The 22,118-nt window shown below is 72.2% G+C and carries 22 protein-coding genes; 10 read left to right on the forward strand and 12 right to left on the reverse strand.

Features of this window, described 5'->3' with window-relative positions; translation table 11 throughout:
- Positions 1-51: 51 nt before the first annotated feature.
- Together ggt and Actob_RS34630 are read right to left on the reverse strand one after the other, a co-directional pair.
- Positions 52-1,821, reverse strand: coding sequence for a gamma-glutamyltransferase (ggt, locus tag Actob_RS34625; protein WP_284916115.1), 1,770 nt, complete (start codon positions 1,819-1,821; stop codon positions 52-54).
- 78 nt (positions 1,822-1,899) lie between these two features.
- Positions 1,900-3,357 carry an alpha/beta hydrolase gene (locus Actob_RS34630; RefSeq protein WP_284916116.1) on the reverse strand — a complete coding sequence of 486 codons (1,458 nt, stop codon included), beginning with the start codon at positions 3,355-3,357 and terminating at the stop codon, positions 1,900-1,902.
- Between the two features lie 140 nt (positions 3,358-3,497).
- Between Actob_RS34630 and Actob_RS34635 the strand changes: the two genes are divergently transcribed.
- Positions 3,498-4,583, forward strand: coding sequence for a PQQ-dependent sugar dehydrogenase (locus Actob_RS34635; protein WP_284916117.1), 1,086 nt, complete (start codon positions 3,498-3,500; stop codon positions 4,581-4,583).
- Here the strand turns inward: Actob_RS34635 and Actob_RS34640 are convergent.
- The 4 genes from Actob_RS34640 to Actob_RS34655 form a co-directional block, all read right to left on the reverse strand.
- Positions 4,569-4,817, reverse strand: a complete 249-nt coding sequence (locus Actob_RS34640; RefSeq protein ID WP_284916118.1) for a hypothetical protein — start codon at positions 4,815-4,817, stop codon at positions 4,569-4,571. The two genes, Actob_RS34635 and Actob_RS34640, sit on opposite strands and share 15 nt — an antisense overlap.
- An 89-nt stretch (positions 4,818-4,906) precedes the next feature.
- The gene (locus Actob_RS34645) at positions 4,907-5,161 is read right to left on the reverse strand and encodes a hypothetical protein (protein ID WP_284916119.1); all 255 of its coding nucleotides are present in this window, start codon (positions 5,159-5,161) and stop codon (positions 4,907-4,909) included.
- 7 nt (positions 5,162-5,168) lie between these two features.
- Complete coding sequence (locus Actob_RS34650; protein ID WP_284916120.1) at positions 5,169-6,821, reverse strand: sodium:solute symporter family protein; 1,653 nt, start codon at positions 6,819-6,821, stop codon at positions 5,169-5,171.
- 47 nt (positions 6,822-6,868) lie between these two features.
- On the reverse strand, positions 6,869-7,516 hold the full coding sequence (locus Actob_RS34655) for a TetR/AcrR family transcriptional regulator (RefSeq protein ID WP_284916121.1): 648 nt from the start codon (positions 7,514-7,516) through the stop codon (positions 6,869-6,871).
- Positions 7,517-7,600: 84 nt separating this feature from the next.
- On the opposite strand from Actob_RS34655, the gene Actob_RS34660 reads away from it, so the two are divergent.
- Positions 7,601-8,764, forward strand: a complete 1,164-nt coding sequence (locus Actob_RS34660; protein WP_284916122.1) for an FAD-dependent monooxygenase — start codon at positions 7,601-7,603, stop codon at positions 8,762-8,764.
- Between the two features lie 162 nt (positions 8,765-8,926).
- On the opposite strand, the gene Actob_RS34665 is transcribed toward Actob_RS34660, so the two are convergent.
- Both Actob_RS34665 and Actob_RS34670 read right to left on the reverse strand, forming a co-directional pair.
- The gene (locus Actob_RS34665) at positions 8,927-9,583 is read right to left on the reverse strand and encodes an HAD family hydrolase (RefSeq protein WP_284916123.1); all 657 of its coding nucleotides are present in this window, start codon (positions 9,581-9,583) and stop codon (positions 8,927-8,929) included.
- Positions 9,580-10,452: an LLM class F420-dependent oxidoreductase gene (locus Actob_RS34670; RefSeq protein WP_284916124.1), complete on the reverse strand. Its 873-nt coding sequence runs from the start codon at positions 10,450-10,452 to the stop codon at positions 9,580-9,582. Before Actob_RS34670 ends, Actob_RS34665 begins: the two co-directional genes overlap by 4 nt.
- A 155-nt stretch (positions 10,453-10,607) precedes the next feature.
- Between Actob_RS34670 and Actob_RS34675 the strand changes: the two genes are divergently transcribed.
- Positions 10,608-11,954: a glycosyltransferase family 2 protein gene (locus tag Actob_RS34675; RefSeq protein WP_284916125.1), complete on the forward strand. Its 1,347-nt coding sequence runs from the start codon at positions 10,608-10,610 to the stop codon at positions 11,952-11,954.
- 92 nt (positions 11,955-12,046) lie between these two features.
- Here Actob_RS34675 and fgd read toward each other — a convergent pair whose 3' ends face one another.
- Positions 12,047-13,057, reverse strand: a complete 1,011-nt coding sequence (gene fgd, locus Actob_RS34680) for a glucose-6-phosphate dehydrogenase (coenzyme-F420) (protein WP_284916126.1) — start codon at positions 13,055-13,057, stop codon at positions 12,047-12,049.
- A 10-nt stretch (positions 13,058-13,067) separates the two neighbouring features.
- Positions 13,068-14,918: a sigma-70 family RNA polymerase sigma factor gene (locus Actob_RS34685; RefSeq protein WP_284916127.1), complete on the reverse strand. Its 1,851-nt coding sequence runs from the start codon at positions 14,916-14,918 to the stop codon at positions 13,068-13,070.
- A gap of 131 nt (positions 14,919-15,049) precedes the next feature.
- Between Actob_RS34685 and Actob_RS34690 the strand changes: the two genes are divergently transcribed.
- The 4 genes from Actob_RS34690 (at position 15,050) to Actob_RS34705 (ending at position 18,114) form a co-directional block, all read left to right on the forward strand.
- The gene (locus Actob_RS34690) at positions 15,050-15,442 is read left to right on the forward strand and encodes an ATP-binding protein (protein ID WP_284916128.1); all 393 of its coding nucleotides are present in this window, start codon (positions 15,050-15,052) and stop codon (positions 15,440-15,442) included.
- Between the two features lie 80 nt (positions 15,443-15,522).
- Complete coding sequence (locus Actob_RS34695; RefSeq protein WP_284916129.1) at positions 15,523-16,662, forward strand: PP2C family protein-serine/threonine phosphatase; 1,140 nt, start codon at positions 15,523-15,525, stop codon at positions 16,660-16,662.
- 73 nt (positions 16,663-16,735) lie between these two features.
- Positions 16,736-17,206: a MarR family transcriptional regulator gene (locus Actob_RS34700; protein ID WP_284916130.1), complete on the forward strand. Its 471-nt coding sequence runs from the start codon at positions 16,736-16,738 to the stop codon at positions 17,204-17,206.
- 20 nt (positions 17,207-17,226) lie between these two features.
- A complete protein-coding gene (locus Actob_RS34705; protein ID WP_284916132.1) occupies positions 17,227-18,114 on the forward strand; it encodes an LLM class flavin-dependent oxidoreductase in 888 nt (295 codons plus the stop codon).
- 31 nt (positions 18,115-18,145) lie between these two features.
- Here Actob_RS34705 and Actob_RS34710 read toward each other — a convergent pair whose 3' ends face one another.
- Positions 18,146-18,493 (reverse strand): histone-like nucleoid-structuring protein Lsr2, encoded by a 348-nt coding sequence (locus Actob_RS34710; RefSeq protein ID WP_284916133.1) that lies wholly within the window; start codon positions 18,491-18,493, stop codon positions 18,146-18,148.
- Between the two features lie 199 nt (positions 18,494-18,692).
- Here Actob_RS34710 and Actob_RS34715 point away from each other — a divergent pair, with 199 nt between their 5' ends.
- Together Actob_RS34715 and Actob_RS34720 are read left to right on the forward strand one after the other, a co-directional pair.
- Positions 18,693-19,124, forward strand: coding sequence for a hypothetical protein (locus tag Actob_RS34715; protein ID WP_284916134.1), 432 nt, complete (start codon positions 18,693-18,695; stop codon positions 19,122-19,124).
- Positions 19,121-20,413: a D-alanyl-D-alanine carboxypeptidase family protein gene (locus Actob_RS34720; RefSeq protein ID WP_284916135.1), complete on the forward strand. Its 1,293-nt coding sequence runs from the start codon at positions 19,121-19,123 to the stop codon at positions 20,411-20,413. The genes Actob_RS34715 and Actob_RS34720 overlap by 4 nt, the downstream gene beginning before the upstream one ends.
- 21 nt (positions 20,414-20,434) lie before the next feature.
- Here Actob_RS34720 and Actob_RS34725 read toward each other — a convergent pair whose 3' ends face one another.
- Positions 20,435-20,935, reverse strand: a complete 501-nt coding sequence (locus Actob_RS34725) for a DUF456 domain-containing protein (protein WP_284916136.1) — start codon at positions 20,933-20,935, stop codon at positions 20,435-20,437.
- 209 nt (positions 20,936-21,144) lie between these two features.
- On the opposite strand from Actob_RS34725, the gene Actob_RS34730 reads away from it, so the two are divergent.
- Entirely contained in the window at positions 21,145-22,062 is a 918-nt protein-coding gene (locus Actob_RS34730) for a sigma-70 family RNA polymerase sigma factor (protein WP_284916137.1), read from the forward strand.
- The last annotated feature ends 56 nt before the right edge of the window (positions 22,063-22,118 follow it).

A 22,118-nucleotide genomic window follows, 5' to 3' on the forward strand; every position in this document is an offset into this window, starting at 1 on the left:
GGTCCCTGCCTGCGCTTACGTCCTGCACCATCGTCGCAACCGGCCCGCACCTTAAGGGACCGGGTGAACGACGGCAGCCGACCCGCTGCCGCGCCGGACCGGTTCGGCGACGGCCAGCTGGCCGCCGTGCCTGGTGAACTCGATGGCGGTGGCCGCCCCGATCTCCGGCGCGTCGGCTCCGAAGACGTGGCCGAGGGCGGTCAGCTGCGGCCCGTACGTCGTGTGGAAGGCCGGCTCGGCCTGGATCCCGGCGGTGTTGCGTTGCGCGGCGCGCGGCGCGGCGAGCGCCTGGGGCAGTGTCAGCCCCAGCTCCAGCCGGCCGTAGATGATCTGCAGCACGGTGGTGATGATCGTCGAGCCGCCGGGTGCGCCGACCGCCAGGAACGGCTTGCCGCCCTTGAGCACGATCGTCGGCGACATCGAGCTGCGCGGCCGCTTGCCGGGGCCGGGCAGGTTCGGGTCGTCGAAGGTGCCCTGGGTGCCGGTGAAGTTGAAGTCGGTCAGCTCGTTGTTGAGCATGAAACCGCGGCCGGGGACGACCATCCCGTTCCCGCCGAACTGCTCCAGGGTCAGGGTGTACTCGACGACGTTGCCCCACCGGTCGGCGACCGTGAGGTTGGTGGTGCTCATCCCGTTGTCGGGGGTGGCGGCGGCGGTCGCCGGCGTGCAGCCGACCGGTCCGGGGGCGACCGGCTTCACCAGCGCCTTGTCCGGGTTTATCTGACATGCGCGCTGAGCTGCCCACTTGTCGGAGAGCAGGGTCCGCAGCACGGACTTCGGGGTGTCCGCGCCCACGTAACGGCCACGGTCCGCGAAGGAGAGCGCGGAGGCCTCCAGGTAGTAGTGCAGCTTCTCGACGGTCGACGCCGAGTCGAGCGGGGACGCCTCCAGGATGTTCAGCGCCTCCCCCACCGCGGTCCCGCCGCTGGACGGGGTGGACATGCCGTACACGGTCAGGCCCTTGTAGTCCGACCTGGTGGGCGCGGGGTGGCGGACCCGGTATCTCGCCAGGTCGGCGGCGGTCAGCCGACCGGGGCGGATCGGGTAGGCCCACGGCGACGACGGCGCGTCCGAGACGTCGGGGTGCCGCACGGTGGCGAGCAGGTCGCGGCCGATGTCGCCACGGTAGAACGCCCCGGTCCCCTGACGCGCGATCTGCCGATAGGTGTCCGCCAGATCCGGGTTGCGGATCGTGGTGCCCACCGCCGGCGGCGCCCCGCCCGGCAGGTACAGCGCCTTCGTCGCGTCGAACTGCCCGAAGGCCGCCGCGTTCTCGGTCACCTGCCGCCGGAACTCGGCGTCCACGGTGTATCCGCGATCGGCCACCTTCGCGGCGTTGTCCAGCGCGCTCGCCAGTGACCGCGTGCCCCACCGCCGGGCCGCCGACTCCCAGGTGGCCAGGGTGCCGGGCACGCCGACCGACAGGCCGCTGACCCGGGCCTCGTCGAACGCGTACGGCTGGCCGGTCGCCGGGTTGACGAAGTACGTCGGCGTCATCGTGGCCGGCCCGGTCTCCCGTCCGTCGATGGTGAAGACCTGGTGCTTGCGGGCGTCGTAGTAGACGAAGAACCCGCCCCCGCCGATCCCGGAGGCGAACGGCTCGGTCACGCCGAGGGTGGCGGCTGCCGCGACCGCGGCGTCCACCGCGTTGCCACCCCGGCGCAGCACCTCGAGCCCGGCAGCCGTGGCGTCGGCGTCGACGGTGGCGATGGCGCCGCCGTACCCCTGCGCCGTCGGCGTCTTGGCCGGCGCCGCCGAGGCCGGCGTGGCGACCGCCAGGCTGGTCAACGAAAGTGCCGCTAATGCTGATAGGAACCGCATCGGCCCTCCAGACAGGACAGTGTCGGTTGTCAATCCCTGCCTACCGCTGAAGACGGCCGGACACAACCGCTACAACGATCAGCCGACACCGAACGGTTCGGGTTCGACGGCCGGGCAGCTCGCGCCGGCGGCCGGCAGGATGAGGTCGATCAGGTAGTGCTCGACCGCCGCCCGCACGCACGGGCTGTGCGCATACGCGATGTGCCCCCAGCCCTGATAGGTCAGCAGCCGCGCGTCCGGCCCGAGTTGCGCCGCCACCTGCCGCGCCCAGGGGTGCCCGGTGGCCGGGTCGTGCAACGCGTTGACCAGCAGCACCGGCAGTTTCGCCGGGGACAGCACCCGCTGCGGGCTGGCCGGCGGCACCGGCCAGCCGACGCAGCCCGCGGCCGCGGACAGGGCCAGCGGCGAGGCACGGACCTGCGGCGCCAGGGCCGCCAGGACATCGAGACGCTTCCGGTACGCGGTGAAGTCCCCCACCGGCAGCGCCCAGTCCCCGCAGAACACCGCGGGGAAGCTGTTCGGCGCCATGTCGATCGGCGGCACCGCCCGGGACCGGCGGCCGGCGGCCGTCGCGGGCTGGGCGGCGTCCCGCAGGTAGTGGGCGAACGAGAACCACTGCGGGTCGTAGAACGCGCTGAACGCCGCCGAGATCAGCTCCCAGACGCCGAGCTTGGCCGGCGGGTCGTACGGATCCTCCAGGGTCCCCGCCGCGGCCCGGCTCATCAGCGTCGCCCACAGCTTCGGGATGTCCTGCCCGCGCAGCACGCACCGGGTGTCCCGGGCGCACCACTTCACGAACTCGGTGAACGAGTCCTGCACCGCACTGGTCTCCTGGGTCAGGAACGTGTCCACGTCCACGCTGTGGTCCATCACCGAGTCCAGCACCACGGCGCGCAGCGTGGCCGGGTGGTCCTCGCCGTACAACTCCCCGATCAGCGAGCCGTAGGACGCGCCCATGATGCTGATCTTCGGTTCGCCGAGCGCCACCCGCAGCGCCTCCACGTCCCGGACCACGCTGCCGGTGTCGGCGTGCTCGACCACCGGGCCGCTGCGAGCGGTGCAGTCGGCGGCCAGCCGGCGGTTGTAGTCGGCCAGCGCGCGGAACGCCGCCTCGTCCGGGACCAGCGGCGACGGTTTCGCGTCGATCAGGGCCTGCGAGCAGAGCACCGGCGCGCTGCGGCCCACCCCGCGCGGGTCGAGCCCGATGATGTCGAACCGCTTACGCAGCTCCGGGGTGAAGTCGGCGTCCAGCACCATGTTGATCGCCGAGCCGCCGGGACCGCCCGGGTTGACGATCAGCACCCCGATCCGCCGGGCCGGGTCGAGTGCCGGTCGACGGGCCATCCGCAGCTCGATCGTCGGCCCGTACGGGCTGCTCCAGTCCGCCGGTACCCGCATGACGCCGCACTGCACCTGCTCGTCCTCGGGGCAGACCGCCCAGGTCACCGGCGCGGCCGCGAGGGCCGGCCGGACGAACCCGAGCAGGGTGGCAAGGCTGAGGATCGCGGCCGTGACCGGCCGCCGCAAAGCTCGCAAAACCCGACTCTCCGCCCTGCGCGGCGGGACTCGGCCGCGCGGCACCATCTTCGGTCCCACTCCGGCAACGATTCCGGATAATGCCCGTTTTTGCATCATATGGGGCATTCCTTGTCGGAACGGCGTGGCAGGGTGGGACTATGCCGACCGTCACACGCCTGGCCCTCATCACCGTCGGGGCCGCCCTGCTGACCGCCTGCTCGGCCGAGGAACCACCCACGGTGGCGCCGGTGCCCTCGGTGTCGGCCACCGCCCCGGTGGAGAAAGCGGCCACCGGACCCGACCTGACGGCCACCCCGGAGACCGTCGCGACCGGGATCCAGGTGCCGTGGGGACTGGCGTTCCTCGGCGACGGGAGCGCGCTGGTCGCCGAGCGGCAGACTGGCGTCATCTACCAGGTGAGACCCGGCACGGCGAAGAAGAAGGTGTACACCGTCGCCGGGGTGCAGGCCGGCGGCGAGGGTGGCCTGCTCGGCCTGGCGGTCCGGGGCGACTGGGTCTACGCGTACTTCACCAGCGCCGACGACAACCGGATCGTCCGCTTCAAGCGGTCCGGCGGCACCCCCGAGGTGATCTTCAAGGGGCTGGATCGGGGATCGCGGCACAACGGCGGGCGGCTCGCGTTCGGCCCGGACGGGATGCTCTACGTCGGCACCGGCGACGCCGGCGACGAGCCGCAGTCGCAGGACCGGGAGGACCCGAACGGCAAGATCTTGCGGCTCACGCCGGAGGGCGAGGCGGCGCCGGGCAACCCGTTCCCCGGCTCGCCGGTGTGGAGCCTGGGCCACCGCAACGTGCAGGGCCTGGCCTGGGACGCGCAGGGCCGGATGTACGGCATCGAGTTCGGCCAGGACACCTGGGACGAGGTGAACCTCATCCAGCCGGGCAAGAACTACGGCTGGCCGGAGGTGGAGGGAAAGGCCGGCGACGCGCGGTTCACCGACCCGATCGTGCAGTGGCGCACCGACGACGCGTCGCCGAGCGGCGCGGCGGTCGCCGGCAGCACGCTGTACGTGGCCGCCCTCAAGGGTGAGCGGCTGTGGACCGTCCCGCTGACCGGCGGGACCGCGCGGGCCGAACTGTCCGGCAGGTACGGGAGGCTTCGCACGGTCGCCGTGGCCGCCGATGGTTCGCTGTGGTTGACCACCTCGAACACCGACGGCCGCGGCGACGTGCGCGACGGCGACGACCGGATCCTCCGGTTCCCGCCGTCAGTTGGGCGGTAACTGGGGCAGCGCCGAGATCGCCTTGGCGTAAATGGTGACCTGCTTGGCGCTGGGCACCACGCCGTAGACCCGGAGCTGGTCCTGGATGGCCTGTTTGACCTGGTCCTCGGACTGACCGCGGTGGGTCTGGGCGACCCGGTTGACGACGTAGTCGACGCGGAGCTGCACCTGCCAGCCAGCTCCGCGCTGGCCACCGGCGCTGCCGAGGCCGCTGATTGAGGTGAGGGGTTGCATGCCCCGGTAATCGGTCGCACCGGTAGCCGTCTTGAAGATTTGCGGACCCAGTGCAACACGATGGCAACCGGGGCACACCGGCTCGAAACTCAGGCCCGCGGGGGCTCCGTGTCGTCGGTCTGCTCGGTGATCGGCTTCGGCGGGTTCAGCCGCAGCCAGAGCAGCATCAGGCCGCCCAGGACCAGCATCGCCAGGCCCATCCACAGGTTGATCCGGACGCCCTGCGCCTTGTCCACATCCGCCGGGCTGTCGAAGATCCCGATCAGCGTGACGATCACCCCGTAGACGACGAACAGGCCGCCGATGACCGCGCGTACGTCGAAGAGCCGTGTCTTGTCAGGCATGTCAACCTCACCAGAAGGGGATGTAGAGCAGGGCGGCCAGGATCAGCGCTACGGTGCCGAGCACCACCGGGTTGCGCCACCAGACCTTCTCGCCGGTGATCACCACGTCGGCGCCGGTGCTCGGCCCGGCCAGGCCGTAGACCAGGCCGCGCAGCTCGTTCTCCGGCTTGCGCGGGGTGAACGGGGTGACGATCCCGGCCACCACGACGGCCACCACGAACGCGGCGCCGGCGCCCCAGAAGCTCTCCTCCAGGTCGGAGTTGAACTTCAGGATGTCGTTCAGGTGCAGCACGTAGAGGGTGAGCGAGGCGAGGAAGCCGAGCAGCAGCGACCAGAAGCCGGCCCAGGGTGACATCCGCTTCCAGAACATGCCGACGATGAAGGTGGCGAACAGCGGCGCGTTGAACAGCGAGAACAGCGCCTGGATGTAGTTCATGATGTTGTTGAAGTCGGCGGCGATGAACGCGGTGCCGATCCCGATCACCACGCCGACGACGGTGGCGATCCGGCCGACCCGCAGGTAGTAGCCGTCCGGCCGGTCCTTGCGGACGTAGGACTGCCAGATGTCGTAGGTGAAGACGGTGTTGAAGCCGCTCACGTTGGCCGCCATGCCGGCCATGAACGAGGCGACCAGACCGGTCACCGCCACGCCGAGCACGCCGTTGGGCAGCAATTCCTGCATCAGCTGCGGAATCGCGTAGTCGTACTTCAGCGTCCCGGAGCCGCCCAGCCCCTGCACGGTGACCAGGGCGATCAGGCCGGGGATCACGGTGACCGCCGGGATGAGCAGCTTCGGGAACGCGCCGATGATCGGGGTGCGCCGGGCCGCGTTCATGTCCTTGGCGCTCAGCGCCCGCTGCACCTCGGCGAAGTTCGTGGTCCAGTACCCGAACGACAGCACGAAGCCGAGACCGAAGATGATGCCGATCCAGTTCGCGCCCAGCGGGTTGTCGGTGGTCGCGGTGTTCGAGAACGTGTGCAGCGCGGCGTCGCCCAGGTTGCTGGCCTGCACCTTGTCGACGAGCCCCTGCCAGCCACCGACCTTGACCAGGCCGAGGATGGTGATCGGGATCAGGCCGGCCAGGATGACGAAGAACTGCAGCACCTCGTTGTAGATCGCCGAGGAGAGTCCGCCGAGCGTGATGTAGACCAGCACGACGGCGGCGCCGATCACGATGGAGAGCCAGAGCGGCCAGCCGAGCAGCACCTGCAGGATCAGCGCCAGGGCGTAGAGGTTGACACCGGCGATCAGCACCTGGGCCACCGCGAAACTGACCGCGTTGAACAGGTGGGTGGGCCGGTTGAACCGCAGCCGGAGGAACTCCGGGACGCTGCGCACCTTGGAGCCGTAGTAGAAGGGCATCATCACGATGCCGAGGAAGACCATCGCCGGGACCGCGCCGACCCAGTAGTAGTGCAGGGTCATCATGCCGTACTGGGCGCCGTTGGCGGCCATCCCGATGATCTCCAGCGCGCCGAGGTTCGCCGACACGAAGGCCAGGCCGGTCACCCAGGCCGGCATCGACCTGCCGGAGAGGAAGAAGTCGGAGCTGTTGCGGATCGCCCGGCGGGCCGCGAAGCCGACTCCCAGAACAGTGATGAAATAGATCGCAAGGATCAGATAGTCGACGAAGTTCACGTCGAGCCGGAGACCACTCACGGGCCCACCTCCCAGTTCGGCCCGGGACTACCCGAATCGAAGATCTTTCACACCCGCGTCGTGAGCAGCGTCTCCAGACCGTCGAGAATGCGCTCCAGGCCGAACCGGAACGCCTGGTCCTGTCCACCGTGGGCGGCCATGTCGGCGAGCGCCGCGGCGACCGCCGGGAAGCGGGCGGCGTGCTCGGTGAGCGCGGTGATCATGCCGGACTCGTCGGGCTGCACGGCGAGAGCACGGACGTGGCCGGCCAGCACCGCCACGGTGTCCATCCGCTCCGCGCCGGTCAGGCCGTCCGGGAGCCGGGCCAGCGCGGCCTCCATCCAGCTCAGCTCGTTCGGCCCGATCGGCCGCTTGCCGCTGGACGCCTCCAGCGCCCAGCCGTGACCGGCAAAAACCGATAGGAGCGCCTGTGACCAGGCGGTCATCGCGGCCCGCCAGTCGCCCGGCGGCAGCTCAGGGGCGGCCCCCATCCCCCGCTCCAGCATCACCGACACGAGCTCGGTCTTGCCCGGCACGTATCGGTACAGAGCCATTTTCGTGTATCCGAGCTCGGCGGCCACCCGCTGCATCGAGACCGCGGCCAGTCCCTCGGCGTCAGCGACCGCGATCGCGGCATCGGCGATCTCGGCCAAGGTGAGCGCGGCCTTCGGGCCCCGCTTGCCCCCGGACCGCTCCTGCCACAGGAAGTCGGCCATCACCCTTGCCCTCCTCGGTAACTGCGTCTACCGTACACAGAAATAATCGAGTCCGATGGACACAGTTTTCACCAGGGGGAAGACATGGACGTCCTGATCTCCGGCGCGAGCATCGCGGGCCCCGCCCTCGCCTACTGGCTGGCCCGGCACGGCTACCGCCCGACGATCGTGGAGATCGCCCCGCGGCTGCGCACCGGCGGCCAGGCCGTCGACTTCCGCGGCGAGCTGCACCTGGGCGTGCTCGACAAGATGGGCGTGCTGCCCGCGCTGCGCGAGGTGCAGACCCACGGCAAGGCGATGCGGTTCGTCGACGAGCACGGCGAGCGGCAGATGGAGTGGCCGGCCGAGATGGCCGGCGGCGACCTCGAGGTGTTCCGCGGCGACCTGGCCCGGATCCTGTGCGCCGCGAGCGACAGCACCGACTATCTCTTCGGCGACCGGATCGCCGCCCTGGACGAGACCCCGGACGGCGTCGACGTCACCTTCGCCTCCGGCCGGCAGCGGACGTTCGACCTGGTCATCGGCGCCGACGGCGTGCACTCCGGGGTGCGCCGGCTGGCGTTCGGCCCGGACGATCAGTTCGTCAAGCACCTCGGCTACTACGTGGCGACCTGGCCGATCCCGAACGAGTGGGATCTGACGCCCGACCACCTGTGGCACAACACACCGGGCCGGATGATCGGGATCAGCGGCAACCACCGCGATCCGGCCGCGGCCGACGTCCTGGCGATGTTCGCCGCGCCGAAACTGGCCTACGACCGCCACGACCCCGAGGCGCGCAAGGCGATCCTGCGCTCCCGGTTCGCCGGGATGGGGTGGCTCGCACCGCGGTTGCTGGCCGAGCTGGACAAGGTGGAGGACGTCTACTTCGACCAGGTCTGCCGGGTCGACGCCCCGCACTGGGCCCGTGGCCGGATCGCCCTGGTCGGCGACGCGGCCTGCGGCGCCACCATCGGCGGTCAGGGCACCGGCACCGCGGTCGTCTGCGCCTACGTCCTGGCCGGTGAGCTCGCCGCGGCCGGCGGCGACCACCGCGTCGCCTTCCCCCGCTACGTGCGGCGGATCGCCAAGTTCGCCCGCGGCACCCAGAAGGGCGGCGAGACCACCGGCCGCTTCATGGCCCCGAAAACCGACCGAGGCATCCGCCTGCGCAACTACCTGAACAACCAAAAATGGTTCCTGGACTTCACCTTCAAGGTCGCCGGCGGCCGCAGCACCAACCTCCAGCTCCCCGACTACGCCGTCTGAGACCCGCTTTCCGGTACGCCACGAAGCCAGCCCCGCCCCGGCTGGTCCCCACGACCCTCTCCGCGCCCGCGACACCACCGTGACAGCCAGCCAACCCCACGCGGCTGGTCCCCACGACCCTCTCCACGCCCGGCAGACCACCGTGGGGACCAGCCGGACGGGTCAGCGGAGGGCGGCGACCGCCTCCGGGGTGACTTCGGTGATCGTCTTGACCACCAGGGCCGCGTGGGCCAGGGCGTCCGGCGCCGCCGGATACACCCCGTGCGGAACGGCGATCACCGCGAGCCCGGCCGCACCCGCGGACCGCAGGCCGTTGCTGGAGTCCTCGACAGCCGCGCACACCTCCGGCGTCAGGCCGAGTTTGGCCACCGCGGTCAGGTAGACGTCCGGCGCCGGCTTGCCGCGGGCCACCTCCTCGGTCGACAGCGTCACCTCGAACTCGCCGGTCAGCCCGGCCGTCGCCAGCACCTGGTCGATCAGGATCCGGGCGGACGAGCTGGCCAGCGCGAGGCGATACCGCTCACCGAGCGCCCGGACCGTCTCGGCAGCGCCCGGGATCAGCGGCAGCGACTCCCGGTAGCGCGCGGCCATCCGGCCCAGCACGTCGGCGGCGACCCGCTCGGCCGGCACCGGGACGCCGACCTCGTCGGCCAGGTGGGTGGACCACTCGACGGTGCTCATCCCCATCATCCGGTCCTGGCTGTCCGGCAGGAACGCGCGACCGTGCTCGGCCACGTACGCCCGGCGGACCTCCTCCCACACCTCCTCGGTGTCGATGATGACGCCGTCCAGGTCGAACACGACCGCCTCGATGCTCACAGTGCCTCCGCCGCCGGAACGATCTCGTCCCGGAAGATCTCGAACCGCTTGGTGTCCCACGGGTTGCGCACCGAGCCGTGGGTGACCGAGACGCCGAGCCCGGCCAGGTGCCGCATCACGTCGATGATCTCCCCGACCCGCTCGCCCCGTTCCCCCGGGTCGATGGGGTAGAGCACCGTCTTCTCGATCTCGTCGTAGTCCCGGCCGACCGCGTCACAGTGCCGTTTCAGCACGTCGAGCTTGTGCGGCAGCTCCGGGCCGGCGAACAGGTTGCAGGCGTCCGCGTACTTCGCGACCAGCAGCAGCGTCTTCTTCTCCCCGCCACCGCCGACCAGGATCGGCGGGCGCGGCCGGGTCAGCGGCAACGGCGAGTTCAGCAGCCGGGTCAGCGTGTAGTGCGTACCCTCGAAGGCCGTCTCGTCGCCGTCGAACATCTGCCGGCAGATCCGGAGCACCTCCTCCAGCCGCTCGAACCGCTCCGCTGTCGGCGGGAACGGCAGGCCCAGCCCGGCCGACTCCGCCGCGTTCCACGCCGCGCCGAGCCCGAGGATGGCTCGGCCGCCGGAGAGCACGTCGAGCGTCGTCACCGCCTTGGCCAGCAGGCCCGGCTCCCGATAGACCACGCCGGTGACCAGGGTGAGCAGCTTGGCCCGGCGGGTGTGCGCGGCCAGGAAGCCGAGCGTCGTGTACGCCTCGAGCATCGCCATCTCCGGCGGCCCGATCATCTCGATCTGCCAGAGGTGGTCCATCACACTGATCCGCTCGAAACCGGCCTCGTCGGCGGCCGAGGCGATCTCCGCGAGCGTCGTGCCGAGCCGGGGTGATCCCTCCGGCCAGCTGAAGTCCGAGATGTGGAGCCCCAGGTTCATCACGGGACAAAACACTACCTTCAAACCGTTTTTCGTACGGACGGTGACGACCGCTGAGATGATCACGATCCACCGGTCGGGCGAGTTGCCAGCCGGTTGCGGGCCGGTAGCGTCGGCGCATGCCCGTGCCACCCCACCGTCCCTCATCACCCTCCGTGAGCGTCGTGATCCCGGCCGGAACGGCGGCCCTGCCGCTCCTGCTCGCCGCCCTGCCCGCGGTCGCCGAGGTGATCGTGGTGGTCGGCCGGGACGATGACACCACCACCGCGGCGGCCGCGCCCCGCGCCGTCCGGGTGATCCGGCAGACCCGCACCGGCGTCGGCAACGCGCTGGCCTGCGGTGTCGCCGAGAGCTCTGGCGACGTCGTGGTGACCCTGGCCGGCGACGGCTCCTGCGACCCCACCGAGCTGCCCCGCTACCTGGCGGCGCTGCACGACGGCGCGGACATGGCGCAGGGTTCCCGATCCCGCGGCGACGGGCGGGACCTGTCCGGCGGGCGCTTCTCCCGGATCGGGGCACGTCTGCTGCTCTGGCTGATGGCGGTGCTGTTCGGCTGCCGGCGCACCGACCCGGGCTTCGGGTTCCGGGCGTTCTGGCGGGACGTGGCCGGCTCGGCCGGGCTGCCCCGGGTGGCCGGGACCGACCCGGTGCGCGGGGACGGCCCGGAGATCGAGCCGCTGCTGACCGTGCGCGCCGCGGCGAACGGGCTCTTCGTGACCGAGGTGCCGGCGGTGGCGTACCCGCGGACCGCGCCGGCGACCCGGCCGCGCCCGCTGCCGGCCGCCCGGGCCCTGCTCGGCGAGTACCTCGACCGGCGCCGCGCGGCGCGCACCGCCGAGCCGGGCAGCATCGTGGTGCTGACCGGGCGGGAGGCCGCGGTGGCGCCGGGCGTCCTGGGCCGCACCGGCACCGACGCCGGGCTGTTCGATCCGGCCGGCCGGAACGGGCGGGGCTATCACCGGGCTACCGGCGGGGACCGGCTGCCGGTCGGGGACGACCGCGCGGCGCGCTGGCCGGCGACGAACGGGTCGCCGGACCGGGGCGGGCGGTTCCCGGAGGGCGGCACGGAGCGGCGGCGGGGTCCCCGCGCGATGGGCGGGACGCCGGACACCGGCCGGGCCGGCGGCTTCGGCGCGGCGGGCGTCGGTGGGCTCGGCGCGGCGGGCGGTGGCGGCTGGACCGGGCAGCCGCTGGACGGGAGCGCCGCGACCGGGCGGCCGCTGGACGGAAACACCGCGACCGGGCGGCCGCCCGGGGCGAGCACGCCGGCCGGGCGAGCCCTCGGCGGAAGCGCTTCGGCCGGGCGATCGCTCGGGGACGGCACGACGATGCGGCGACGGTGGCGGGACAACGCGGGCGTCGAGGCGGGCCGTGAGGTGGGCACCGGGCGGCGGCGGATGCAGGGCCGGCCCAACCTCCGGGTGATCAATGGCGAGGGCGGCGGGGGCGGTGGGCGTACCGGGAAACTGCGGGCCGTGCCGCGGCCGGACCAGGACCGATGAGCGGGTCGTGAGACGGCGAAGCGCCGCCCGGCCGAGCCTGGGCGACGCTTCGCGGAAAGTCGCTGGGTTTTCCGGGCCCCCGGATGCGGAGCTTACGCCGGGGGTGTGACGTGGGTGCGCAGACGGGGCAGGATCTCCGTCGAGTAGAGGCGCAGGAAGCGCTCCTGGTCCGGGCCCGGGGCGTGGAAGACCAGGTGCTTGAAGCCCATGTCGAGATACTCGGCGACCTTGGCGGCGTGCTCGTCCGGGTCGGACGAGACGATCCAGCGGGTGACCGTCCGCTCGACCGGCAGGGCGTCGGCCAGGCGCTGCATCTCGACCGGGTCCTCGACGCCGGTCTTCTCCTCCGCGGAGAGGGCCAGCGCGCCCCAGTAGTGGGTGTCGTCGCGGGCCCGCTCGAGGTCGTCGTCGAAGGAGACCTTGACCTCGATCATCAGGTCCAGGTCGTCGAGCTTCTTGCCGCCCTTCTCCGCGCCCTCCTTGACGGCCGGCAGCAGCGTGTCGGTGTAGAGCGGGTGGCCCTTGCCGCTGGTGGTGATGAAGCCGTCGGCGATCCGGCCGGCGAGACGGGTGGCGGCCGGGCCGGACGCGCCGATGTAGATCGGCACCCGCTGCTCGGGCTTGTCGTAGATGGTGGCGTTCTCGGTCTTGTAGAACTGCCCCTCGTACGTCACCCGGTCCTCGGCCCACAGCTTCTGGATCAGCAGGACCGCCTCCTTGAGCCGGGCGAAGCGCTCCTTGCCGTCCGGCCATCGGGTGCCGAGCGGCACCTCGTTGAGCGACTCGCCGGAGCCGACGCCGAGGATGGCGCGGCCCGGCGCGAGGCAGCCCAGGGTGGCGAAGGCCTGCGCCACCACGGCCGGGTGGTAGCGGAAGGTCGGCGTCAGCACGCTGGTGCCGACCAGCACCTTCTCGGTACGCGCGGCGAGCGCCCCGAGCCAGGGCAGCGCGGCCGGGGCGTGCCCGCCGTCGTGCCGCCACGGCTGCAGGTGATCGCTGACGAAGACCGAGTCGAAGCCCAGCTCCTCGGCGAGAATGCCGTACTTGAGCAGTTCAGCCGGCGCGAACTGCTCCGCCGACGCCTTGTACCCGAACCGAATCATGAATCCGACTCTAACCCGCGGCGCGGTACGCCTTGCCCGCCTCGGTGGGGCTGTCGCCGTCCCGGTACAGCCCGAAGCCGACGCTGTCCCCGACCGCCGGCAGGCCGAACCAGGCGTAGCGCTCGACGAACGACCGTTTCTCCAGTCCCGCGGTGGCCGCCCGGATGAAGGTGACCTTCTGCGCGTCGCTCGGGTACTTCGGCGAGCCGGAGAAGTTCATCAGGCCGAACTCGGTGATCCAGATCGGTTTGCCGTACCGCTTGTGCACCGCGTCGACGTAGCTGAGGAACTGACCGGCCGCGGCGGCGCCGAAGTCCGAGCCGTACCAGTGCAGCGCGATGGCGTCGACCCGCAGCCCCTTCGCCTTCGCCCCGCTCATGAACCTGTCCAGCCAGCCGCCCGGGGTGTCCCCGCCGTAGGCGACCGCCGGGCTGACCAGGCGCATCCCGGTCGCCTGCAACTGTGGCCAGGCGGCCAGCGCGTCCTCGACGCTCATGTTCGCCTGCCCGCCCATGTCCGGCTCGTTGAAGCCGAGCAGCACGTCACCCTCCGCCTCGGCCTGCTCGAGGGTGGCGCCGGTGACGTCCTTGCGGCCCCAGATCATCGGGACGAACTCGACACCCGCCGGGCCGGGGATCTCGTCGTTCCCCGCCGCCCAGTCGTAGTACCACCCGGCCCCGACGTCCTTCAGCGCCGCCTTGGACCCGGCGAACTTCCAGACGCCGACGCCCTTCTTGGCCGAGGTCTCCTTGGCCGGCACGGCCGCCTTCGCTTCCGGAGACTTCGGCGTACGCCGGGGAGCCGGCGCCTTGCTCGTCGGTGCGAGCGAGGCCGGACGGGCGGACGGCAGGCTGACGGTGGCCGGCGACGGGGCGACCACCGCCTGCGGGACGGCCGGATCGGGCTGGCCGTTCAGGGTGTAAACGGCCGCCCCGCCACCCCCGGCGACGGTCACCGCCAGCGCGGTGACCAGCAGTTTCTGGGTGGCGCTCAGGCCCGCCTTGACGGCCAGGCCGTTGACCCCGCCGCCGGCTCCGGTGCCCACCCCGGTGGTCCCGCCCGTGCTCACCCCGGCCGCTCCGGCTCCGGCGCTCAGGCCGGCCGCCAGCGACGGCGCCGGTACCACCAGGGCCAGGCCGGCCAGCAGGCGTTCCGCGGCGACCAGGTCCTGCCAGGCCGGGGCGCAGAGCCGGCACTCCCGGGTGTGCCGGGCGATCCGCTTGCGCCACAACGCGTTCGGCAGGCCGTCCCACGGCTCGATCAGCACCGACAGTTCCGGGCAGAGCGGCTGGCGGTGCAGCGCCCGGACCACCGCCCGGGCCGTCTCCAGCTGGCCCTTCATCCGCTGGATGCGGACCGCGGCGTGCTGGCGGCCGAGCCCGGTGCCCTCGACGATCTCGTCGCGGGTCAGCTCGCCGGAGGCTTCCAGCCACCAGAGCGAGAGCAGCTCCCGGTTCTCCTCGTCGAGCCAGCGGGTCGCCTCGGCGGTCTCCCGGCGCTGGCCGGACAGTTCCAGCCGGGTGATCGCCAGGTCGGTGAAGTCGGCGCCCGGGTCGCGCAGGTCCGGATCGAGCAGGGCGTGCTCGCCGACCTGCCGGGCCCGGAAGCGGTCCCGGACCTGGCGCACCGTGATCGCCACCAGCCAGGAGCGGAACGCCTCGGGCTCGCGCAGCTCACCGAGGTTCCGCAGGACCCGGATCATGGTCTCCTGCACCACGTCGTCGACGTCCGCGTGCCCCTCCAGGGCCCGGCCCACGATGGTGTAGACGAGCGGGAGGTAACCGGCCACGAGCCGGTCGATCGCGGCCGGGTCGCCGGCGCGCGCGGCCACCACGGTGGCGGTGTCGGGTTGGTTCGCCATCTGCACTGCCCTTTCGTCCGGCGCCGGGGCGCCAGAAAGGGAGACGGGCGCGGTGACCATGGATAACACGAAACGACGACCCGCCGTCGCTCGCGCGTGTAACCGGTGGACCGATCGGGCACAGAAACGGCATGCGCATGTCGGTTCGGCTCAACCTTCCCCGCGAGGTCGACAGTGTTCCCGCCGTGCGCCGGCTGTTGCGCTGCGCGCTCACCTCACTGACCGTCGACGGTCAGGCCGGCGCGGACCTGGAGATCGCCCTGACCGAGGCGTGCGCCAACGTGGTGAAACACGCGACCGGCGCCGAGGCGTACGAGGTCCGTCTCGACGTCGGCGAGGACCGCTGTTCGATCGACGTCGTCGACGGCGGCCACGGGTTCGACCCGGAGAGCGAGACGGCGCCCAGCGAGACCAGCGAGCACGGCCGCGGCCTGTTCCTGATCCGGGCGCTGGCCGAGAACGTCCGGATGCAGTCGAGCCCGCGCACCGGCTCACTGATCCACTTCGAGAAGTCCTTCGCCTGACGGGTGGCGGGCGGCCGTGGCGCCGCCCGCGCGCCGTTTATTTGCCGTATAACAAATTTCGGTCCCGGAGAGGAGTTCAGGTGTCCGACCGACCGGCCCCCACCGGCGCGCTGCTGCGCGCCACCGCGCCCGACCGTTTGCCCGAGGCGACCGCCGACCACCTGCGCCGACACTTCGCGGCCGAGCGGGTCGAGGTGCTGGTCGCCGACCTGGCGCTGCGCCGGCTGGCGCCGCTGCTCGACACGGCCGGCGCCGAGCTCGACCCGGCCGCCCTGCGCTGCCTGGCCAGCCAGCGTCCCAGCACCGGGTCCGGGCCGACCGGCACCCGGCTGCACCTGCCGCTGTCCTGCTGGGGCGAGCGGCTCGGGGTGCTGCGCGTGGACCTGCCCCGCCACCCCGATCCGGAACAGGCCGAACAGCTGCGGTCGGTCGCCGACGAACTGGCGGTGGCGATCCGCGCCGCCGACCGGATGACCGACAGGTACCGCCAGGCGCAGTGCCTGCAGCGGCTCACCATGGCCGCCGAGCTGCAGTGGGACCTGCTGCCCGGCCGCTCGCTCGGCGACGACCGGTTCCTGCTGGCCGGGCAGCTGGAACCGGCGTACGACATCAAGGGTGACCACTTCGACTGGGCGCTCGCCAGCGACCGGCTGACCATCACCGTGCTCAACGGCGCGGGCGAGGGACTGGACGCCGCCCTGCTGACCGTGACAGCGGTGAACGCCATGCGCAACGCCCGCCGCTGCGGCGCCGACATCGTCGAGCAGGCCGAGCTGGCCTCGGACGCGTTGCACACCCGGTACGGCGGCGGCCTGCACGCCGCCACCCTGCTGCTGGAGATCGACCTGGTCGGCGGCTGGGTGGACGCCGTCGACGCCGGCTCGCCGCACTGCATGGTCGGCCGGGGCGGCGAGATCAGCCAGATCCGCCTGGAGCAGCAGCTGCCGCTGGGCATGTTCGGCGAGGCCCGCTACGAGATCGAGCGGTTCCGGCTGGAACCGGGCGACCGGCTGCTCGTGGTCAGCGACGGCGTCCACGCCGCGGCACCCCGGGGTGGTCCCACCTTCGGGGAATCCGCCCTGTTCACGGCGTTGCGCGGGACTAGGTTGCAACCGGCCACCGAGGCGGTCGGTACGGTGATGCGGGATCTGCGTGAGTTTCACGCCGATGCCGAGCCGGAGGACGACGCGGTGACGGTCTGCCTTGATTGGCGCCGTTGACCGGTTTACGCCCGTCGCCGGCGGGGTAACCACCAGGCCTTTGCGGGTTCGTGACTTCGCGACGGGGAACGCCATGGAGCACGCCACCGATGTCGCCGCGGCGATCGAGCCGTCGGTGGAGTCGCTGGTGGCTGTCCTGGAACGGGCCCGCCTCGCGCAGAGCCCGGTGCTCCCGCCCGCCCAGTTGCGGGTGCTGACCATCGTCGCGGAGAACCGGCACACCAACATGAGCCGCCTCGCCGAGGCCCTCGACGTGGTGCCGTCCTCGGCCAGCCGGCTCTGCGACCGGCTGGAGGCGACCGGACTGCTGCGCCGGGTGGCCGACCCGCGGGACCGCCGCGAGGTGCGCCTGCTGCTCACCGCCGCCTCCCGCCGCCTCCTCGCCGATCTGCGGGAACGCCGCCGGGAGGCGCTCGCCGAGGTGCTCGAACGGATGCCGGCGCCGGCCCGGCAGGACCTGGTCCGGGCGCTGCGCGCGTTCGAGGCGGCCGCCGCCGACATCCCGGCCGGCGCCGCGGCCGGCGACGATCTCCGGACCGCCTAGCCTTGCCCTAGTCTGTGGCGATGCGTTTCGGCATCGTCATCCTTCCCGATCAGCGCTGGGCCGAGTCGAGCCGCCGGTGGCGGCTCGCCGAGGAGTACGGCTTCGACCACGCCTGGACCTACGACCACCTGGGCTGGCGGGACCTGGTCGACGGACCGTGGTTCGACGCGGTGCCGACCCTCACGGCCGCCGCCCTGGTCACCGAGCGGATCCGGCTGGGCACCTACGTGGCCTCGCCGAACTTCCGGCATCCGGCGCACTTCGCCCGCGAGGCGACGGCCCTCGACGACATCTCGGCCGGCCGGCTGCTGCTCGGCCTGGGCGCCGGTGGGATCGGCTTCGACTCGGCGGTGCTCGGCCGGCCCGAGCTGACCCCGCGCGCCCGGGTCGACAGGTTCACCGAGTTCCTGGAGCTGTTCGACACCATCCTGCGGTCCCCGGCCACCCCGGGCTCGTCGACCACGTGGTCCGGCTCCTACTTCGCCGCCGTGGACGCGCGCAACCACCCGGGCCCGGTGCAGCAGCCGCGGCCGCCGTTCGTGGTCGCCGCGAACGGGCCCCGCGCGCTGCGGCTCGCCGTGAAGTACGGCGACGGCTGGGTCACCACCGGCCCGCAGGCCGAGACCAGCGCGGAATGGTGGCGCGCGGTGTCCGAGATCCGGGACCGATTCGAGACCGCGCTGGCGGACGCCGGCCGGGCCCCGGAATCGGTTGACCGATACCTCAATCTGGACTCGTCGCCGGTGTTCTCGATGAGCAGCCTGGACGCGTTCCAGGAAGCCACCGGGCGGGCCGCCGAGCTGGGTTTCACCGACGTGATCACGCACTGGCCACGGGCGGCCAGTTGGTATGCCGGCGACGAGAAGACGCTCGAAGCCGTGGCCGCGGAACTGCCCCGGCTGCGCTGAATTCTTTGGCGCCGTCCGATGTGGAACGAGGTCAGCGGCCGTGCGCGGCCCGATAGGCGTTGCTGACCTCCTGCGGAATGCGGCCCCGCTCGGAGATTTTGTGCCCGTTGCGGATAGCCCACTCGCGGATCAGCCGGTTCTCGTCGCGGGAGCCGGCGGTCCGCGCGGGTGCGGCGCCTCGCGCCGGGATGCGCGCGGCGGTGCGACCCAGCCGCGTTCCCGCGTTGATGTACGGATCCAGGGCTTTGCGCAGCTTTCCGGCATTGGCCTCGGAAAGGTCGATCGTGTAGCTGACTCCGTCGAGACTGAACTCGACGGTGCGATCCGCCTTCTTGCCGTCCAGATCGTCGATCAGGGTGGTGATTACCTGCCGCGCCATAACGACTCCCGAGAGAATTCAATCGCCCGCCGACAGTCTGGCCCCCGAACCGCTTCCGGCGCAACTCCCCGGCGCGATCCGGCAATTCTTTTGTCGCCGGTTGCCCGGTCCCTTATCAGAATGTGCCGTGGGTATTCGTACCGAATCCTCAGAAAGCCAGGTTGACCTACGGCCCGGGTCCCGCGTTAAGGTCGGCGCCATGCAGGACGAGCACGCCGCCTGGCTGGCGCACCACCGGCAGGCCGTGGCCGGCCGGGCCGCCGCCCTGGAGGCCGGGCGCACCGCCGAGGCGCGGCATGCCGCCGCGCTGCTGGAGGAGTTCGTCCGCCGGGCCGGTGAGCGCGGGCTGGCCCCGCACCCGCTCGCCGCGACCAGCTACGACGGCCGGTGGACCTACAAGACCCGGGTCCGCGGGTGGTACCTGAAGTCGAACCGCACGGTCGCGGCCGGCGAGGACGGCGAGTACTACGTGCTGACCGTCCCGGCCTCGCTGCGCGCCCGGTTCACCGGCGCCGAGCTGTCCCCGAGCATGCCCCGGCTGATCGTCGGGGCCGGTGGCGGCGACGGCGAGCCGGTACCCCTCGAGCACCTCCTCGATCGACGACTGGAAGCGGGAGCACGCTGGCCGTGACGGTTACCCGGATCACCGCCGCCCTGGCCCTGGTCGCCGCCCTCGTCACCGTTCCGCCATCCGCACCACGAGCCGCGTACGCCGCTCCGGCCGCCGCGTACGCCGCTCCGGCCGCCGCGCGCGCCGGAGAGACCCCCTGTCCCAAGCCGAGGATCGCCAAGCCGAGCGCGCCGCCGCGTCCGGTCCCGCCGGCCGACAACCCGCGGGACATGCGGGTCGGCGGTGACGCGCTGGCCACCCACGGCCTGGTCGTCCCGGCCGGCGCGAAGAACCCGCCGGCGGTCACCGCGACCACCTGGATGGTCGCCGACCTGGACACCGGCGAGGTGCTCGGCGCCTGCGGCCCGCACGTCCACCAGACCCCGGCCAGCGTGCAGAAAACGCTGCTCGCCGCGACGGCCATCGACAGGCTGAACCCGAACCAGAAGATCAAGGTGGTCCCCGGCGACCTGAACATCGAGGTGAACAGCTCGGCGGTCGGGATCGTCGCCGGCGGCACCTATCCGGTCTCCACCCTCTGGCTCGGCCTGCTGCTCAACTCGGGCAACGACGCGGCCAACGCGCTGGCCCGGATGGCCGGCGGTGGCGGCGCCGACGGCGTGGCCACCACGGTGGCGGCGATGAACGCGAAGGCGAAAGCGATAGGCGCGTTCCAGACGCACGCCGTCACGCCGTCCGGATTGGACGGCAAGGGGCAGTTCACCAGTGCGTACGATTTGGCCCTTATCGCCCGGGTGTGTTTCGCCAACGCCGACTTCCGCAAATACGTGCTCACCAAGAGCGCCCAGATGCCCGCCCAGCCGGCCTTGAAGGTCAAGGGCTTCCAGTTCCAGAACGAGAACAAGCTGATCTACAACTACCCGGGCGCGATGGGCGGCAAGACCGGTTTCACCACGGTGGCCCGGCACAGCTACGTCGGCGCGGCCCAGCGCGGCGGCCGGCGGCTGGTGGTCACCCTGCTCGGCGCCGAGGCCCGCCCGCTGCGCGGGTGGCAACAGGGCGCGGCCCTGCTCGACTGGGGTTTCGCCCAGCCGAAGGGCTCCTCGGTCGGTCACCTGGTCACCCCGGCCGAGGTCGCGGCGTCGGCGCGGGCGACGAGTCCGGCCACCGCGGAGAAGGCCATCGCGCCGGGGTCGGCGGACGGCGCGGCACCGGCCGCCACGTCGGGCGGGATGTCCGTGATCGTGGCCGGCGCGGTGGCGGTGGGGCTGACCGCGCTGCCGCTCCTGCTGCTGCTCACCCAGCGGCGGCGGCGCCGGATCGCCCGGGAGGACGCCCGGGAGGAGTGAGGCGGCCCTGGGCCGGCCGGCTCAGGCGGCGAGCACGCCGAACACCCACAGCACGGCGATCGCGAGCGCGGCGGCGAACTCCACCAGCATCGACAGCCCGACCGCCGCGATCGCCCGCCGGGTCGACGGCCAGGCCCGCTCGCGGCCCAGCCGGGCGGCCTCGGCCGCCCAGACGCCCAGCACGAAGCCGAGCACCAGGCCCACCACCGGGATCACGAAGAAGCCGATCAGGCCGAGCGCGCCGCCGGCCAGCAGGCTGGTGGTCGGCACCCCGGCGGTCTTCAGCTTGCGGCCCGGCCACAGGTACTTGACGATCGTCCCGGCCGCGGCGATCGCCGTGGCCACCGCGAGGACCGGCCAGCGCAGCGCGGCCGAGGCGTCCGACAGCAGCGCCCAGAGCAGCACCCCGGCCCAGCTCAGCAGCAGTCCGGGGAGCACCGGCAGGAACACGCCGAGCGCGCCTGCGGCGATCACCACCCCGGCGATGACGTTCACCGACGTGGCGCTCTCGCTCAGGTCCATGGACACACCCTGCCGTACCCGCCGGAAAACTCTCAAGGGCGGCCGCGCGCCGCCGATCGACTCCGGCAACGCGGACGGGGCACCCGGTTCTCAAGCAACCGGGAGGCAACCGTCCATGACCTTGTCCCGCACCTCGCGAGCTTCAAAGTTTCTCCCTGTCAGCCGGTGCCCACCGCCAACGGGCGCCGACAACAACCGGGGGAAACGACATGACCAGCACCGTGACGACCGCTGCCGACCTCACCGCCGACACCGCTCCCGCCACGCCGGTGCTCACCGCCCGCGAGCAGGAGGAGCTGATCCGCACGCACATGCCGCTGGTCGGCCACCTGGTGCGGGACATGCTCAGCCGGATCCCCAACCACATCCACCGCGACGACCTGACCAGCGCCGGCCTGCACGCCCTGGTCACCGCCGCCCGCGGCTGGGACCCGGAGCGCGGCGTGCCGTTCCACCGCTTCGCCGGCACCCGGATCCGCGGCGCCCTGCTGGACGAGCTGCGCGCGCTGGACTGGGCGACCCGCTCGGTGCGGTCCAAGGCCCGTAACACCGACGTCACCCGGCAGAACCTGACCACCACCCTGGGCCGTACGCCGACCCCGGAGGAGCTGGCCCAGGCGCTCGGCACCACCACCACCGACCTGCACCAGACCGACACCGACGTGCAGCGCGCCACCGTCCTGTCGCTGCAGGGCTTCACCACCAGCAGCGCCGACGACCTGGTCACCGAGCGCGACCCGGGCCCGGAGGAGATGCTGCTGCGCCGCGAGCAGATCGGCTACCTGCACCACGCCATCGACTCGCTGCCGGACCGCCTGCAGACCGTGGTCACCGAGTACTTCCTGCAGGAGCGCCCGATGGCGGAGATCGCCAAGGACCTCGGCGTCACCGAGTCCCGCGTCTCCCAGCTGCGCGCCGAGGCCCTCTCGCTGCTGCGCGACGGCCTCAACACCCACCTCGACCCGGAGCTGGCCCCGAACCCGGAGAACCCGGAGAGCATCACCGCGCGCCGCCGGGCGTCGTACTACGCGACCATCGCCGGCAACACCACCATGCAGAGCCGCCTGGCGATGACCAACGCGCACGGGCACACCACGCTCGGCCTCGGCCTGCGCACCGCCGCCTGACACACCGTCACCGGGACGGGCCCGGCGTCTCCGGACGCCGGGCCCGTCCCGCATTA

Origin of the sequence: Actinoplanes oblitus (genome assembly GCF_030252345.1) — a bacterium.
Taxonomy (GTDB): Bacteria; Actinomycetota; Actinomycetes; order Mycobacteriales; family Micromonosporaceae; genus Actinoplanes; species Actinoplanes oblitus.

Bases quoted from the DNA above. Each gene is read 5' to 3' on its own strand.
- Actob_RS34690 (WP_284916128.1), top strand. From the start codon at position 15,050: ATGCGCATGTCGGTTCGGCTCAACCTTCCCCGCGAGGTCGACAGTGTT.
- Actob_RS34685 (WP_284916127.1), bottom strand. From the start codon at position 14,918: ATGGCGAACCAACCCGACACCGCCACCGTGGTGGCCGCGCGCGCCGGC.
- Actob_RS34660 (WP_284916122.1), top strand. From the start codon at position 7,601: ATGGACGTCCTGATCTCCGGCGCGAGCATCGCGGGCCCCGCCCTCGCC.
- Actob_RS34640 (WP_284916118.1), bottom strand. From the start codon at position 4,817: ATGCAACCCCTCACCTCAATCAGCGGCCTCGGCAGCGCCGGTGGCCAG.
- Actob_RS34725 (WP_284916136.1), bottom strand. From the start codon at position 20,935: ATGGACCTGAGCGAGAGCGCCACGTCGGTGAACGTCATCGCCGGGGTG.
- Actob_RS34710 (WP_284916133.1), bottom strand. From the start codon at position 18,493: ATGGCGCGGCAGGTAATCACCACCCTGATCGACGATCTGGACGGCAAG.
- Actob_RS34670 (WP_284916124.1), bottom strand. From the start codon at position 10,452: ATGAACCTGGGGCTCCACATCTCGGACTTCAGCTGGCCGGAGGGATCA.
- Actob_RS34700 (WP_284916130.1), top strand. From the start codon at position 16,736: ATGGAGCACGCCACCGATGTCGCCGCGGCGATCGAGCCGTCGGTGGAG.
- Actob_RS34655 (WP_284916121.1), bottom strand. From the start codon at position 7,516: ATGGCCGACTTCCTGTGGCAGGAGCGGTCCGGGGGCAAGCGGGGCCCG.
- Actob_RS34730 (WP_284916137.1), top strand. From the start codon at position 21,145: ATGACCAGCACCGTGACGACCGCTGCCGACCTCACCGCCGACACCGCT.
- Actob_RS34645 (WP_284916119.1), bottom strand. From the start codon at position 5,161: ATGCCTGACAAGACACGGCTCTTCGACGTACGCGCGGTCATCGGCGGC.
- Actob_RS34705 (WP_284916132.1), top strand. From the start codon at position 17,227: ATGCGTTTCGGCATCGTCATCCTTCCCGATCAGCGCTGGGCCGAGTCG.
- Actob_RS34635 (WP_284916117.1), top strand. From the start codon at position 3,498: ATGCCGACCGTCACACGCCTGGCCCTCATCACCGTCGGGGCCGCCCTG.
- Actob_RS34715 (WP_284916134.1), top strand. From the start codon at position 18,693: ATGCAGGACGAGCACGCCGCCTGGCTGGCGCACCACCGGCAGGCCGTG.
- ggt (WP_284916115.1), bottom strand. From the start codon at position 1,821: ATGCGGTTCCTATCAGCATTAGCGGCACTTTCGTTGACCAGCCTGGCG.
- fgd (WP_284916126.1), bottom strand. From the start codon at position 13,057: ATGATTCGGTTCGGGTACAAGGCGTCGGCGGAGCAGTTCGCGCCGGCT.